Source organism: Burkholderia sp. BCC1208 (genome assembly GCF_902833095.1).
Taxonomy (GTDB): domain Bacteria; phylum Pseudomonadota; class Gammaproteobacteria; order Burkholderiales; family Burkholderiaceae; genus Burkholderia.
Genome location: NZ_CADFDY010000007.1, coordinates 119,666 through 134,251 on the forward strand (window position 1 = coordinate 119,666; position 14,586 = coordinate 134,251).

The following is a 14,586-nucleotide window of genomic DNA, read 5'->3' on the forward strand; positions in this document are numbered from 1 at the left end:
GCTCGTGCTGCTCGTGTCGCCCGTGCCGCTCATGCCGCTCGTGCGATAGCGCCTTGCCACTCCGTCCCCGCTCCGAATCGATGCCGAAACGAACGCGCGCGCCGCTCGACGTGCTGCTCACCGAAATCCGCGCGTGCCGCGCATGCGAAGCCGACCTGCCGCTCGGCCCGCGCCCCGTCGTGCGCGCGCATCGCGACGCACGCATCCTGATCGTCGGGCAGGCGCCCGGCGCACGCGTCCATGCGAGCGGCATCCCGTGGGACGACGCGAGCGGCAAGCGGCTGCGCGACTGGCTCAGCGTCGACGCCGACACCTTCTACGACGAGACGCGCTTCGCGATCGTGCCGATGGGCTTCTGCTACCCGGGCCGCGGCGCGAGCGGCGACAACCCGCCGCGCCCCGAATGCGCGCAACTGTGGATCGACCGGTTGGTGGCCGAACTGCCGTCGATCCGACTCACGCTGCTGATCGGCCAGTATGCGCAGCGGCATTTCCTGCACGGCACGCGCAAGGCGACGCTGACCGACACCGTGCACGCGTGGCGCGACTACGGCCCCGCGATCCTGCCGCTGCCGCATCCGTCGCCGCGCAATCAGGCATGGTTCAAGCACCATCCCTGGTTCGACGCCGAGGTCGTGCCCGAGCTGCGGCGCCGGGTCGCGCCGCTCGTGGCGGGCTGACCGCGCAGGCGCCCATCCCCGTCGCGCCCGGTTCGCTGTACCATCGCGGCTCCACCGCGTCACGAACAGCAGAATCCTTCATGCCCTCCACCGCCCCGCCGCGCCTGTACGGGATGCCCGAACGCAGCGACCGGCTCGATTTCTACATCCGCGACCAGGCGTCGCGCCAGGCGATCACCGAGCCGCACCGGCACGCGTATTTCCAGATCCAGTTCAACCTCGGCGGCGACACCGAGCAGCGCATCGGCGGCGTCACGCGGCCGTTTCCGCGCGGCGCGCTCGCGTTCGTGCTGCCGCACCGCGAGCACCTGATTCCGCATCCGGAAGGCGCGCACTTCATCGTGATCAACTTCAGCCAGGCGTTCCTGCGCGCCGATCTCGACGTCGATCCGCTCGATCTCGAGGACGTGCCCGCGCACCGCTTCCCCGAGCTCACGCCGTTCCGCTTCCAGGAGCATCTCGACTTCATCCTGACCGGCGATACGTACGACGAAGCGCGCCGCCTCGCGCTGTGCATGCTCGACGCCGATCGCGTGCGCACCTTCGGCTCCACCACGTTGCTGCGCGGCTACCTGCTGCAACTGATCGGGCTCGTCTGCACGCAGTACGCGGGCGCGCTCGACAAGCTCGCGCAGCGCGGCGCCCAGCGCGCCGGCCGGCGCGACGCGCTGGCCCGCGTGCTGCGCCACGTGCGTGCGAACCTGACCCGTGAGGACCTGACGCTCGCCGCGACCGCCGAAGCCGCGTTCCTCTCCCCGAACTACCTTGCGCACCTGGTCCGCAAGGAAACCGGCAGCACCTTCACCGATCTCGTGACCGAGCGCCGGATCGCGCTGGCGCAGTCGCTGCTGGCCCATACCAGCCGGCGCATCGCGGACATCGCCCGCTCGGTCGGCTTCCGCGACGAAGGGTATTTCGCGCGGCGCTTCCGCGCGCGGGTCGGCGTGTCGCCGAAGGCGTACCGCGACGCGAACGCCGCGCTGCCCGCCGACGACGATGCGCCGGCGGCCGCCGACGCGTAGTTTTGTCCCGGTAAAACGCAGTTGCGTCGCATCCGGGCGCACGCGCGTCGGGTATCGTTGCACGCATGCCGGCGCGGTGCGCCGGCCATCCGTCTTCCTACCGAACGAGGGCCATCCGATGTCCGCCTATGTCATCGACGCCGCCGAGCGTCCTTCCGTCGAAGTCGAACAGTCGTCCGCGCGCTTTCCGGTGCGCCGCGTATTCTGCGTCGGCCGCAACTACGCCGACCACGCCCGCGAAATGGGCGCCGACCCCGACCGCGAGCCGCCGTTCTTCTTCACGAAACCGGCCGACGCGATCATCCCGGCCAGCGGCACGGTCGCCTATCCGCCGCTGACGAACGATCTCCATCACGAAATCGAGCTGGTCGTCGCGATCGGCAAGGACGGCCGGTCGATCGACCCGGCCGACGCGCTGTCGCACGTGTGGGGCTATGGCGTCGGCGTCGACCTCACACGCCGCGACCTGCAGGCCGAAGCGAAGAAGCTGAGCCGTCCGTGGGACTGGGCGAAGGGTTTCGACGCATCGGGCCCCGTGACCGCGCTGCGCGCGGCGACGGCCACCGGCCATCCGGCCACCGGCCGCATCTGGCTCGCGGTCAACGGCGAAACCCGCCAGCAAGGCGACCTCGCCGACATGATCTGGGCCGTGCCCGACGTCATCGCGTACGTGTCGCGCTCGGTCGAACTGAAGGCCGGCGACCTGATCTTCACCGGCACGCCGGCCGGCGTCGGCGCGCTGCAGCCGGGCGACCGCGTGACGGGCGGCGTCGACGGCATCGCGACGTTCGAATTCGTGGTCGGCGCGAAGCCGTAACGCGGCACGCGGGGCGAGCGCCCCGCGATACCCCGATGCCGGTCAGTCGTAGCGGCGCAGGAAGGCATCGGCGACGGCCGGCGGGTTCAGCGCTTTCGCCGATGCGTTTTCCAGCGCCTCGGCCGCGTCGTCGTCGCTGATCGACACGAACAGCGTGATGGCCGCCCTGTCGTCGCCCGTGCCGAATACGCCGTCGCGATCGAGCAGGCGCAACGCCTCGATCATGTCGGCGTGCAGTTGCCGCGAAAATTCGGTGAATCGCGACCGGACGAACTGCGGGCTCAGCACTTCGTCGGCCAGCCTGCCGCAGATCGCGTTGAACGGCGACGCCTCGGCCGCCGCGTACGCCCATTCGGAAACGCCCCACACGAACGACGGATCGTCGTCCGTAACCGCCTGCTGCGCGCTGATCCGGCGCAGCCCTTCGACCGAATTGGCTGCCGGCACCACCGTCATCGCGCCGCTGTCGGTGTACAACGCAAACGCGTAGAAATGCTCGTCCGGGTGCAACGCCCGCAGCGCCCTGAAGGTCGCCCTCGCGGCATCGGCAATGTCCCGCTGGAAATCAGAAAAGTCGCTCATCGCATCCTCGTCCAGTCGCCTTTCGTGCTCGTCGGGACACGCGGCGCGCGGATCGTGCGTCGTCTCCCGGCATGCGGCGGATTGTCCGTCATTCGGCCGCGCGCCGGTACCGGGGCGCACCCGCGCTCACCGCCCGGCGTCCTGCCCGTCGAACGCCCGCACGCACACGGCGGCCGCCAGCGCGACCGCCGCCGACAGCAGCATCATCGCGAGCGGCAGGTAGCCCGCGTTGGCCGGGGTCAGCAGCGCGCCCGTCAGCGACGACAGCGCGCCGCCGCCGCCGATCGTCATCGCGCCGGCCAGCCCCGACGCGCTGCCTGCGAGTTCCCGCCGTACCGACACCGCGCCCGCATGGGCGCCGGGATTGCTCAGCCCGTTGCCGACGCCGACCAGCACGCACGGCCCGAACCATGCGAGCGCGTGGGTCGCGCCGCCGAACACGAGCACGAGGCCGATCAGCGGGCCCGCACACGCCACGACCCGCCCGCAGAGGATCGTCGTGGCCAGCGCATGGCGGCGCGCGAGCCGCGCGGCCAGGAAGCTGCCGCACACGAAACCGGCCGTGATCGTCCCCATGTAGAAGCCGATCTCCGCCGGCGCGATGCCGAACAGCATTTTCGCGGCGAGCGGCGCGCCGGCCAGAAACGCGTAGAACGCGCCCGTCGAAAACGCCATGCAGAGCGCATAGGCCCAGAAACGGCGCGCACGCAGCAGCGCCGGATACGCGCGAAGTTGCTGCCCGAAACTCGACGGTCGATGCGTATGGGTTTCGACGAGATCGAGCGCGCACCACGCGAACAGCGCGATGCCGACTGCGGCCAGCAACCAGAAGCTCGCGCGCCAGCCGACCGTCTGGTCGAGCGCGCCGCCGAGCGTGGGGCCGAGCATCGGCGCAAACGCGGCAGCCATCGCCGCATAGCCGATCCGGCTCGCCGCGCGCGCGCCGCCGCCGGCGTCGCGGATCGCCGCCATCGACACGGGATAAACCGACGTGATCGCCGCCTGCATCAGCCGGCAGCCGAGAAACACGCGGATATCGGTCGCCATCGCGCAACCGAGCGAACCGAGCGCGAATATCGCGACGCTCGTCAGCACGATCGGCCGCCGCCCGAACCGGTCGGACAGCGGCCCCGTCACGCATTCGAGCGACGCGGCCACCGCCGCATACCCGCCGAGCGACAGCGCGACGAGCGCATAGTCGGTGTGCAGGTCGCGCGCGATCGCCGGCAGCGACGGCAGGAACAGGCTCAGCGGCAGCACCGACAACGCGCACAGCAGGATCAACGTTGCATGCCGCGGCGATGCCGGGTCGGAAGCGGTCGACAGATTCGATGCCAAGCGGATGCTCTCCCGCGCACGGGCCGCACGGCCGCGCGCAATGCAAAAAAAAGCCCCCGAACGAGTCGGGGGCGCATGGATGCCGGCGCGGTGCCGCTACCGGACCCTGCGCCTGTGGACTACTACGATGAAGCAAGCCGTTTTCATGCCGAATGGCTCCTGAATGCGTGGCGGACCGCCAGCGATACCGGACGATGTTAGGTGACCAACAACAGCCGCGTCAACGCCCTAACGCGTGCGCACCGAGACGAACTTCCGCGCGTTGTTGCGCTGGATCAGCACGGCGATCACGCTGCCGCCGGTCGCTTCGAGCGTCTGCACCTCGTCCGGCGTCTCGAGCAGCGTGTCGTTGAGCTCCAGCACGACGTCGCCCGGCTGGATGCCTGCGCGCGCGGCGGGGCCGTGCACCGCGTCCACCATCATCCCGACCGCGAGCCCCGTCGAACGGCGTTCGACGTCGCTCAACGCGTGCATCGTCAGTCCGAGACGGTCGCCATGGTCGCCGCTGTCGCCTGCGTCGCCGGTGCCCGACCCCGGCCGCGCGGCGGCCTTCGGCGCGGCCATGCCGACCGTCGCCGCCGCGCTCCCGCCCGCTTCGTCGGCGCCCGTGATCGTCAGCGTCATCGGCGCACGGTTGCGGATCACGCGCAGCGGCGCCTTCCCGCCGGGCGGCAACGCGGCGGCCAGGTCGTTCAGTTCGGCCGAGCGACCGATGGCCTTGTCGCCCATCTTCACGATCACGTCGCCGGGCTTCAAGCCGGCCGCTGCGGCCGGCGAGCCGGGCTCGACGCCGTTGACGAGCGCGCCTGCCGGACGCGGCAGCCCGAACGCCGCGGCCAGACCGACGCCGACGTCCTGGACGTCGATGCCGAATGCATTGACGGACGGCGCGCCCGGCACGGGCGCCTGAGGCTGCTGCGTCTGCATCTGCGCCTGCTGTTGCGCGCGCAACTGGGCGCGCACCTTTGTCGCGAATGCGATCGGAATGGCGAAGGTCGTGCTCGCGTAGCGGTCGGCGCCCGTATAGACCTGTACCGCGATGCCGATCACGTCGCCCGCGCGATTGAACACGGGGCCGCCCGAGTTGTCCGGGTTCGGTGCGATGTCGGTCTCGAAGAACGGGAATGCGCTGCCGTCCGGCAACCGGCGCGACGTCGCGCTGACGATGCCGGCCGTCACCGTGTTGCCCGACCCGTCCGGCGCGCCGATCGTCATCACCGGTTCGCCCGCGCGGACTTTCGACGAATCGCCGACCCGCACGAACGGCAGCTTCGTCGCGTCGACGCGCAGCACGGCCACATCGCTTTGCGGATCGACGGCCAGCACCGTCGCCTTGAATTCGCGGCGGTCGGTAAGCCGTACCGTCACGTCGGTCGCCTCATCGACCACATGGGCGGACGTGAGAATCAGGCCATCTGCGCTGACGATGAAGCCCGAGCCGCTGCCGGACACCGCGCGCGGCGCCGTATCGGGCGCCGGCGCCTGCGGCCCCTGCGCGGGCGGCGGTGCGCCATGCCGGAAGAACGCGGCGAGCGGATCGTCGGGGTCGAGGACGGCAAAGGCCGGCCCGCCGGTTTGCGGATCGGGTGTGGCGGCCAGGATGGTCACGACCGCCGGGCCGTAGCGCTCGACGATCGCCGGGAAATCGACCGGCATCGCGTAAGGCGCGGCGGGCGGCCGCGCCTTCATCGCCGGCGGTGCGGCGTGCGGCGCGAGGGTGCCGGCAACGGCGGCGGGCGGCGGTAAACATCCGGCAAACACGCCCCCGATCAACGCGGTGCGAAGCACGGCGCGAGCAAGCGTCTGGCAAACCACGGCGCAACCTCCCCCGGCAGCCGCGGCGCCACGTTGCGCGAGACGCGCAGGCGCCCGACAAGCACCGGTACACCCAACCATTTATAGCCCACGCGTCGGGTGGAACGTACGAATCGAAACCCGTATGCCGGGAGGCGCCGTGGCGGCGGAACCGCGACGGCGTTCGTTTCGAACAAAGTACGCGGTTCGTCAATCCGCACAAGTCCTGCGACCGCTCACTCCCCGCCGACTCGCTCCGCGATCGCCGACACCATCCGCAACATCGGCTCGAACGCATCGGCCGACGTATTGCCGAAACCGAGCACGAGCCCGTTGCCGGCCCGCCCCGCGTCGATCGCGAAACCCGACAGCGGGAACGGCCCGATGCCATGCGCGCGCGCCGCTTCGACGATCGCGCGATCGCGATAACGCGCCGGCAGCCGCAGTGCGAGATGCAGCCCGCATGGGCCGCCCTCGACCTGGTGCGGCACGCTCAGGCTGCTATCGAGCGCGGCGAGCAGCAAACGCCGCCGGTCGCGATACAGCCGACGCATCCGCCCGAGATGCCGGCCGTACTCGCCCGTCTCGATGAAATCGGCCAGCGCGAGCTGCACATGGCGCGTCCCGCCGCGCAGCATCTCCGGCAGCGCCGGCCGCACGGCGGCCAGCAACGCGTCGGGCAGCACGAGAAAACCGATCCGCAGCGCCGGAAACATCGTCTTGCTGAACGAGCCGAGATAGACGACCGGCGAATCGGGCGCGAGCCCATGCATCGCGCCGATCGGCTCGCCGGTGTGACGGAATTCGCTGTCGTAGTCGTCCTCGATGATCCACGCGCGATGGCGGCGCGCCGCATCGATCAGCGCGAGCCGGCGCGAGATCGACAGCACCGCGCCGGTCGGGAACTGGTTCGACGGCGTCGTATAGACGAGGCGCGGCGGCCGCTCGCGCCAGTCGTCCGGTTCCGCGCGCAGTCCTTCCGCGTCGACCGGCATCGGCACGACGTCGAGGTCGGCCGCCTGCATCGCGGTGCGCGCGCCACGATAGCCGGGCTCCTCGACCCACACCGTATCGCCCGGATTGGTCAGCAACTGCGCGCACAGCGCGATCGCCCCCTGCGCGCCCTCCGTGATCACGATCTGCTCGGGATCGCAGCGTATCCCGCGCGTGACGGCCAGGTGGCGCGCGATCGATTCGCGCAACGCCGGCTCGCCGAGCGGATCGCCGTACGCGAGCAGGTCGCGGCCGGCGCGGCGCAACGCGCGGTCGATTGCGTGCCGCCACGCATCCACCGGGAAATGCGACAGCGCCGGCACGCCGGGCCGGAAGCCCTCCGATTCGCCGGTGCCGACGAGGCTTGGCCGAATCCGGCCGAGCCGCTGCGCGACGGCCGGCGGCGCGGCACGCCGGCGCGGCGGCGCGGGCCGCGACAGCCCGACGACCCGCGTGCCGCGACGGTCCGACTGCAGGAAGCCTTCCGCGACGAGCTGCTCGTACACGGCGGCCGTCGTATTGCGCGACACGCCGAGCGTTTCGGCCAGCGCGCGCGTGCCGGGCAGCCGCGTGCCGGCCGGCATCGCGCCGCCGAGAATCGCGTCGCGCACGCGGCGCAACAACTGGCGCTGCAGCGAAGGTGCGCCGGGCGCACGCGCCAGCGGCGCATCGAGCGGCAGCAACGGCGCATCACCGGGAGGAAAGGGAGTCGTCATCGGAACGTCGCAGCGTGAAAAGGTCGACCGTACGGTGAACGGCGTACGGCCGACGGCCACCGATCGTGGCACCATAAATTTGCCGTTCTCTGGCGCTTCTCATGGTACCTCGCCGGGACTACGATCGTCTGCATGCCGGCATGTCGCCGGCCGCCAACCGAAGCGAGATCGACCTTGCCCACGCTCACCAACGCTTTCCAGCAGCCCATCGGCCAACCCGTTCCCGACTGGTCCGCGCGTCCGCGCCCCGAGCGCATCGCGCTCGACGGCCGCTATTGCCGGCTCGAACCGCTCGACGCCGAGCGCCACGCGGCCGACCTGTACGCCGCCTACGCCCAGGCGCCTGACGGCAGCGACTGGACCTATCTGGCGCACGGCCCGTACGCCGACGAATCCAGCTACCGCGATTACGCGCGCGGCGCGCAGGCGAGCACCGATCCGCTGCACTACACGGTGATCGACCGCGCCACGGGCCGCGCGGTCGGCACGCTCGCGCTGATGCGCATCGATCCGGCCAACGGCGTGATCGAGGTCGGCTCCGTCACGTTCTCGCCGCTGCTCAAGCGCACGCCGGTGTCGACCGAAGCGCAGTTCCTGCTGATGAAGTATGCGTTCGACACGCTCGGCTACCGGCGCTACGAATGGAAGTGCGACGACCTGAACGCCCCATCGCGCAAGGCGGCTGCGCGGCTCGGGTTCCGCTACGAAGGCACGTTCCGGCAGGCGATCATCTATCGCGGCCGCAATCGCGACACCGCGTGGTTCTCGATCATCGACGGCGAATGGCCGGATGTGCGCGCCGCGTTCGACGCGTGGCTCTCAGCGGAGAACTTCGACGCGCAAGGCGAACAGCGCCAGTCGCTCACCGCGATCCGCCACGCGCAGGCCCGCGCGCGCGACGCCGCCAGCCGCGCGAACGACGCCACGCGCGTCACGGTCCGTGCGCTCGTCGCCGCCGACGAAGCCGCGTGGCGTCCGCTGTGGCAGGGTTACCAGAACTTCTACGGCACCGCGCTGAGCGACGCGGTGTTCGCGACGACGTGGGCGCGCCTGATGGATCCGGCCGAGCCGATGTTCGTGCTCGGTGCGTTCGACGCATCGGGTGCGCTGGTCGGGATCGTGCATGCGATCTACCACCGCTCGTGCTGGACCGAAGGGCCGTACTGCTACCTGCAGGATCTGTACACGGCGCCCGACGCACGCGGGCAAGGTGCGGGCGGCGCGCTGATCGAGGCCGTGTACGAACGGGCCCGCGAAGCCGGCGCGAGCCGCGTGTACTGGCTCACGCGCGAGACCAACACGACCGCACGCGCGCTGTACGACAAGCTCGCGAACAACGCCGGTTTCATCCAGTACCGGCACGATCTGAAGCAGTAACGTCGCCCCGTCCCGACGGCCGATGTTCAGCCATGAACATCGGCCGGATGGCGTGCGTCGCCGTCCTCCGGCACGTCATCGCGCGCCGCACCGGCCATGCCAGGCACCGCTGCCGGGCGAATCATCTCGTCGCCATTGGCCGGCACGGGCCGCCGTACCGGCCGGAACACCGGTTCGCCGGGCTCGATCGGCTGCCCCGAGAGCGCGCAGCGACCGGGCTGCAACGCGACGCGCAAGCGCCAGCGTTGCTCGCCGTAGTGACAGCGACCGCTCTCGACCCATCGCACCAGCAGCCCATCGTGCCCCGCCTCCAGCACCGTGACGAACAGTTGCGGACGCAACGGCGACGCCGCGGCCGGCGCGTGCTCCGGAATCGGCGCGCGACCGATCGTCACGAGCGGATGCGCGACCACGCCGCCGCGTGGCAGCATCGCATCGTCGTCGCCGAGCGCGGACGCGGACACGTCGCACGACAGGTCTTCTTCGCAGATCGGGCTTTCCATGGTGTTTTGAGCATGCTTGACGGATTTCCGTGCAGGTTGAACGACGCCGGCGCCGCACTCAGCGCCGGCCCATCGGTTCGCGCAGGAGGGACAGGCCGATCGCCGCGCCGGCGACGCCGGCCGCGAGCATCAGCCCGATGCCGCCGGACCAGCCGAACGCACCGACGATCGCGCCGATCGTCAGCGGGCCGATCACCTGGCCGAGATAGTTGCCCTGCACGACCCAGCCGATGCTGAGCGGCGCCAGCGACGGCGACGGTGCGGAACCCGGCGCACACGCGAGGATCGTCGCGGGCAACATCCCGGCCATGGCCGAGAACGCGAACCCGAGCGCGACCGCGAGCGGTGCGGGCGTCGCGGCGCTGAAAAGGCCCGCCCCCGCCGCGCCGATCGCGACCGACGTCGCGGCCATCACGAGCCCCGGTCGCGCGCCGCGCGACAGCAGCCAGCCGGCCGTCAGGTTGCCGATCACGCACGCGGCGACGATCGCCGCACTGATCAGCCCAGCCGTGCCGACGGCAACGCCGAGGCGCTGCATCAGAAACACCGGCAGGAACGTCATCACCGCGAAGAACTGCACGTTGTAGGTCGCGAAACCCAGTGCGAGGAGCGTAGTCGAGCGCGCCGCGAGCACGTTGCGCAGCGCGGGTCCGATGCGCGTCGCCCCCGTCTGTCGCGACGGCGCGTCGGCCGACGTCGTGACCGGCACCGCGGCTGCGGCGACGAGCGTCAGCGCCGCGGCCGCGAGCCAGCCGTTGCGCCAGCCGCCGAGCAGCGGCCCGACCAGCATCGACAACGCCATGCCGGCCGGCATGAAGGTGCTCCACAGGCCGAACGCGAGATTGCGCCGCTCGGGCGGCGTCACGCGGTTCAGCACGGCCGGCGCGGCGACCACCACGATCACGAACCCGAGCCCTTCCGCAACGCGCGTGGTCAGCAGCAGCGCGAAGCTGCCCGCCCATGCGCCGGCGACGCTCGACAGACCGAGGATGACGAGGCCCGTCACCAGCAGCCGCCGGTCGCCCCAGCGCCGCACCAGCAGGCCGGCGGCGATCCCGCCGAACACGCCGACGAACGGAAACACCGACATGATCCCGCTCAGCGACGCGAGCGAGCCGCCGAACTCGTGCTGAAGCGACGGCAATGCGATCGTCGCCTTGCCGACGTGCAGCGCCGACACGATGCTCGCCAGCACGACGTTCGCGACGGCGGCCCGGTAGCTGCGCGACGGCAGCGTGGCGGCATCGGCCGCGACAGGCGATTCGGTCATCTTCACCTCCGTTGAAGCGGCCGCGTGCAACGGGATGTGTCACGCGGCCGCAATCGGACTGGCGCACATGATACAAATTGAAGTTCACTTCAAGTAAAGGGGTAACGCGCGCAACGATCCGTTTCGGCGATGGCGCCAATGGGCCGAATTCATGCCGCGCGCACCGGTCGCGGTGAACGAAGCCGTCTCGCGATTCGTCTCATTGCGCTGAGACGAACGTCCCGGCGTCTCACCTGGCCCCCGACTTCGCAATCGCAGCAAATTCGACATGCCGTTCCTTTCGAATCTTTGCGCGTCGGCCGTTAGCGAAATGATGCAACGCATCCAACGCACCCTTTCCGACCGCCACGCATCGCCCCGATTCACGCTGGCCCCGTTCCTGCATACCGGTCGATCGCGCAATCGCGCGACGGGCACACCGGCAGCGTTGCCGCGCGCCCGACGACAACCTGACGGAGACAGCAACGTGAGTACACCGGCACCGATCACCACCCCCAGCATGAAAGCCGCCGTCTGGCACGGCCGCCACGACATCCGCGTCGAAGAGGTTCCCGTTCCGCAGCGCCCGCCCGCAGGCTGGGTCACGATCCGCGTGCACTGGTGCGGCATCTGCGGCTCCGACCTGCACGAATACGTCGCCGGGCCGGTGTTCATCCCGGTCGACGCGCCGCATCCGCTGACCGGCCTGAAGGGCCAATGCATCCTCGGTCACGAGTTCAGCGGCGAGATCGCCGAACTCGGCGCCGGCGTATCGGACTTCGCGGTCGGCGACCGCGTGACGGCCGACGCGTGCCAGCATTGCGGCACCTGCTGGTATTGCAAGCACGGGCTGTACAACATCTGCGAGAACCTCGCGTTCACCGGGCTGATGAACAACGGCGCGTTCGCCGAATACGTGAACGTGCCGGCCGAACTGCTGTACAAGCTGCCCGACAACTTCCCGACCGAGGCCGGCGCGCTGATCGAACCGCTCGCGGTCGGGCTGCATGCGGTGAAGAAGGCCGGCAACATCGTGGGGCAGACCGTCGTCGTGGTCGGCGCGGGCACGATCGGCCTGTGCACGATCATGTGCGCGAAAGCCGCGGGCGCCGGGCGCGTGATCGCGCTGGAGATGTCGGCCGCGCGCAAGCAGAAGGCGCTGGAGGTCGGCGCAAGCATCGTCATCGATCCGAAGACGTCCGACGCGATCGCCGAAGTCCGGGCACTGACGGGCGGCTACGGCGCCGACGTGTCGTTCGAGTGCATCGGGCACACGGCCACCGCGAAGCTCGCGATCGACGTGATCCGCAAGGCCGGCAAGTCGGTGATGGTCGGCATCTTCGAGGAACCGACGTCGTTCAACTTCTTCGACATCGTGTCGACCGAGAAGGAAGTGATCGGCTCGCTCGCGTACAACGGCGAATTCGCGGACGTGATCCGCTTCATCGCGGACGGCCGCATCGACGTGCAGCCGCTCATCACCGGGCGCATCGCGCTCGGCGACATCGTCGCGCACGGCTTCGAGGAACTGGTCAACCACAAGGACCGCAACGTGAAGATCATCGTCCAGCCGGCCGTCTCCTGACCGCACGCGCGCGGCCGCGGCATCGATTCGGCATCGATTCGCGCCCGCCGCGCAGGCTGCCCGCTCCGCCGCCGAGCGTCGCACGTTCGGGGGGCGGCGCGCCTGCCCGCGCCTCCGTTCCCCGCTGTCATCATCGACAGAAACAGCCGCCATGTCGCGTTCCATCCGGATGCGGCATGCTGAAACATTCGGAACCCCTGGCTCGGCGCGATTCTTCGATATACTGGGCCGAACCCTTTTCGGGGCAACCGGAGGCAACCACGCCTCTCGCGCGTCCGCCCCCGACCTGCGTGGAATGGCGCACCGTGAAACCGCGAGCCGGACTGATTCTCGAACTCTTCGTCAACCTCGTGCTGCCCTGGGTGGCCTATCGGGTCGCGCATCCATATTTCGGCGAAACCGGCGCGCTGTACGCGTCGGCGGTTCCGCCGATCGTCTGGTCGATCGTCGAATTCATCCGCTCGCGCCGCGTCGACGCGGTGGCGGCCATCGTGCTGCTCGGCATCACGCTGTCGATCGTCGGGATGGCGTTCGGCGGCAGTCCGCGCACGCTGCTGATGCGCGAATCGATCGGGTCGGGCACGATCGGCGTCGTGTTCCTGCTGTCGCTGCTCCGCGAACGCCCGCTGATCTTCTATCTGGCCCGCGCCACCGTGGCCCGCGAGATGGACGGCGGCGCCGCGCACTTCGAAGCCGTCTGGGACGCGCAGCCGGGCCTGCGGCAGATGCTGCGCCTGATGACGTTCGTGTGGGGCGCCATCATGACGCTCGAGATGCTGCTGCGCTGGTGGATGGTCGTCAGCTGGCCGGTCGAGCGCGTGCTGGTCGTGTCGCCGGTCATGGGCTACACGGTGTTCGGCTGCCTGCTGCTGTGGACCTTCTGGTACCGGCGGCGGATGCGCGTGCGCAACAGCGTCGACATCCCGGGCCGCGGCGGCGTCACCGAAACCGCCGGCCGCTGACACGCGGCTGGCCGGCTGCCCGGCGGCGTGTCACCGCACCTGCTGTATGATGCGCGGCGTCTCGTCCGCCCATCCGTTTCCCGTCATGTCTCTTTCGCTCCTTCCGTGTGCCACGATCTGGCTCGCCCTGTTCGCGGCCGCCGCATTCGCGTGGCATCGTCCGCTGCACCGCCTGAGCATCGGCCTCGCCGCGCTCGGCTATGCGGGCGCCCTGGCGTTCGGCCAGCTTGCGCCGATCACGCTGGCGCCGTTCGCGCTGCTGATCGCGGCCGGTTGGGGCGTGTTGCCCGGGCGTCCGCTCGCGGTGCGCGTCGCCGCGCACCTCGTCTTCGCCGCGCTCGCGATCGCGCTGAGCCTGCATCTGATTCCCGGCTTCCATAATCCGCGCGTGATCGCCCCGACCCGCTTCACGCCGGACGCCGTGCCGTTCACGATGTACCTGAATTTCGACAAGCCGCTCGTCGGCCTGTGGCTGTTGTGGGTGCTGCCGTGGGTCGCGCCCGACGTCGCGCCGTTGCGCGCGCTGCGCACCGGCGTGGTGGCGGCCGTCGCCACGGCCGCCGCGTGCCTGGCCGGCGCGCTCGCGGTCGGGATGGTCGGCTGGGCGCCCAAATGGCCGCCGTCCGGCTGGCTGTGGCTCGTGAACAACCTGTTGCTGGTGACGCTCGCCGAGGAAGCGCTGTTCCGCGGCTACGTGCAAGGTGGGCTGACCCGCGTGTTCCGCGCCCACTCATGGGGCCCGTGGGTCGCGCTCGCGGCCGGGGCGGTGCTGTTCGGCGCCGCGCACGCGGCAGGTGGCTGGCAATGGATCGTGCTCGGCACGGTGGCCGGCGTCGGCTACGGGCTCGCCTGGCGGCACGGCGGCCTGCTCGCCGCCGCGCTCGCGCATGTGGGGCTGAACGTCATCCACTTCGGCCTGTTCACCTACCCGATGCTCGCCGCCGCGCGCTGATCGCGGCGCCCGCGCT

General features: G+C 70.4%; 13 protein-coding genes. 7 read left to right on the forward strand and 6 right to left on the reverse strand.

Annotation, left to right across the window (positions count from 1 at the left end; genetic code table 11):
- Positions 1-80 precede the first annotated feature (80 nt).
- From HWX09_RS17880 to HWX09_RS17890, 3 genes are all read left to right on the forward strand, one after another.
- Positions 81-680, forward strand: a complete 600-nt coding sequence (locus tag HWX09_RS17880; protein ID WP_027780796.1) for a uracil-DNA glycosylase family protein — start codon at positions 81-83, stop codon at positions 678-680.
- An 80-nt stretch (positions 681-760) separates the two neighbouring features.
- The gene (locus HWX09_RS17885; protein ID WP_027780797.1) at positions 761-1,702 is read left to right on the forward strand and encodes a helix-turn-helix transcriptional regulator; all 942 of its coding nucleotides are present in this window, start codon (positions 761-763) and stop codon (positions 1,700-1,702) included.
- Positions 1,703-1,820: 118 nt separating this feature from the next.
- Positions 1,821-2,519, forward strand: a complete 699-nt coding sequence (locus HWX09_RS17890; protein ID WP_027780798.1) for a fumarylacetoacetate hydrolase family protein — start codon at positions 1,821-1,823, stop codon at positions 2,517-2,519.
- Positions 2,520-2,561: 42 nt separating this feature from the next.
- On the opposite strand, the gene HWX09_RS17895 is transcribed toward HWX09_RS17890, so the two are convergent.
- The 4 genes from HWX09_RS17895 to HWX09_RS17910 form a co-directional block, all read right to left on the reverse strand.
- A complete protein-coding gene (locus HWX09_RS17895; protein ID WP_027780799.1) occupies positions 2,562-3,101 on the reverse strand; it encodes a DUF4303 domain-containing protein in 540 nt (179 codons plus the stop codon).
- Between the two features lie 126 nt (positions 3,102-3,227).
- The gene (locus HWX09_RS17900) at positions 3,228-4,439 is read right to left on the reverse strand and encodes an MFS transporter (RefSeq protein ID WP_027780800.1); all 1,212 of its coding nucleotides are present in this window, start codon (positions 4,437-4,439) and stop codon (positions 3,228-3,230) included.
- A 228-nt stretch (positions 4,440-4,667) separates the two neighbouring features.
- Positions 4,668-6,254 (reverse strand): trypsin-like peptidase domain-containing protein, encoded by a 1,587-nt coding sequence (locus tag HWX09_RS17905; RefSeq protein ID WP_027780801.1) that lies wholly within the window; start codon positions 6,252-6,254, stop codon positions 4,668-4,670.
- A gap of 215 nt (positions 6,255-6,469) precedes the next feature.
- The gene (locus HWX09_RS17910; protein ID WP_027780802.1) at positions 6,470-7,942 is read right to left on the reverse strand and encodes a PLP-dependent aminotransferase family protein; all 1,473 of its coding nucleotides are present in this window, start codon (positions 7,940-7,942) and stop codon (positions 6,470-6,472) included.
- Between the two features lie 174 nt (positions 7,943-8,116).
- Here HWX09_RS17910 and HWX09_RS17915 point away from each other — a divergent pair, with 174 nt between their 5' ends.
- Positions 8,117-9,319 carry a GNAT family N-acetyltransferase gene (locus HWX09_RS17915; RefSeq protein ID WP_027780803.1) on the forward strand — a complete coding sequence of 401 codons (1,203 nt, stop codon included), beginning with the start codon at positions 8,117-8,119 and terminating at the stop codon, positions 9,317-9,319.
- A 26-nt stretch (positions 9,320-9,345) separates the two neighbouring features.
- Here HWX09_RS17915 and HWX09_RS17920 read toward each other — a convergent pair whose 3' ends face one another.
- Both HWX09_RS17920 and HWX09_RS17925 read right to left on the reverse strand, forming a co-directional pair.
- Positions 9,346-9,822, reverse strand: coding sequence for a DUF3331 domain-containing protein (locus HWX09_RS17920; protein ID WP_027780804.1), 477 nt, complete (start codon positions 9,820-9,822; stop codon positions 9,346-9,348).
- A 58-nt stretch (positions 9,823-9,880) separates the two neighbouring features.
- Positions 9,881-11,092, reverse strand: coding sequence for an MFS transporter (locus tag HWX09_RS17925; protein WP_027780805.1), 1,212 nt, complete (start codon positions 11,090-11,092; stop codon positions 9,881-9,883).
- A 499-nt stretch (positions 11,093-11,591) separates the two neighbouring features.
- Between HWX09_RS17925 and HWX09_RS17930 the strand changes: the two genes are divergently transcribed.
- The 3 genes from HWX09_RS17930 (at position 11,592) to HWX09_RS17940 (ending at position 14,570) form a co-directional block, all read left to right on the forward strand.
- A complete protein-coding gene (locus HWX09_RS17930; RefSeq protein ID WP_027780806.1) occupies positions 11,592-12,656 on the forward strand; it encodes a 2,3-butanediol dehydrogenase in 1,065 nt (354 codons plus the stop codon).
- Positions 12,657-12,961: 305 nt separating this feature from the next.
- Positions 12,962-13,618, forward strand: coding sequence for a VC0807 family protein (locus tag HWX09_RS17935; protein ID WP_027780807.1), 657 nt, complete (start codon positions 12,962-12,964; stop codon positions 13,616-13,618).
- Between the two features lie 85 nt (positions 13,619-13,703).
- A complete protein-coding gene (locus tag HWX09_RS17940) occupies positions 13,704-14,570 on the forward strand; it encodes a CPBP family intramembrane glutamic endopeptidase (protein ID WP_027780808.1) in 867 nt (288 codons plus the stop codon).
- The last annotated feature ends 16 nt before the right edge of the window (positions 14,571-14,586 follow it).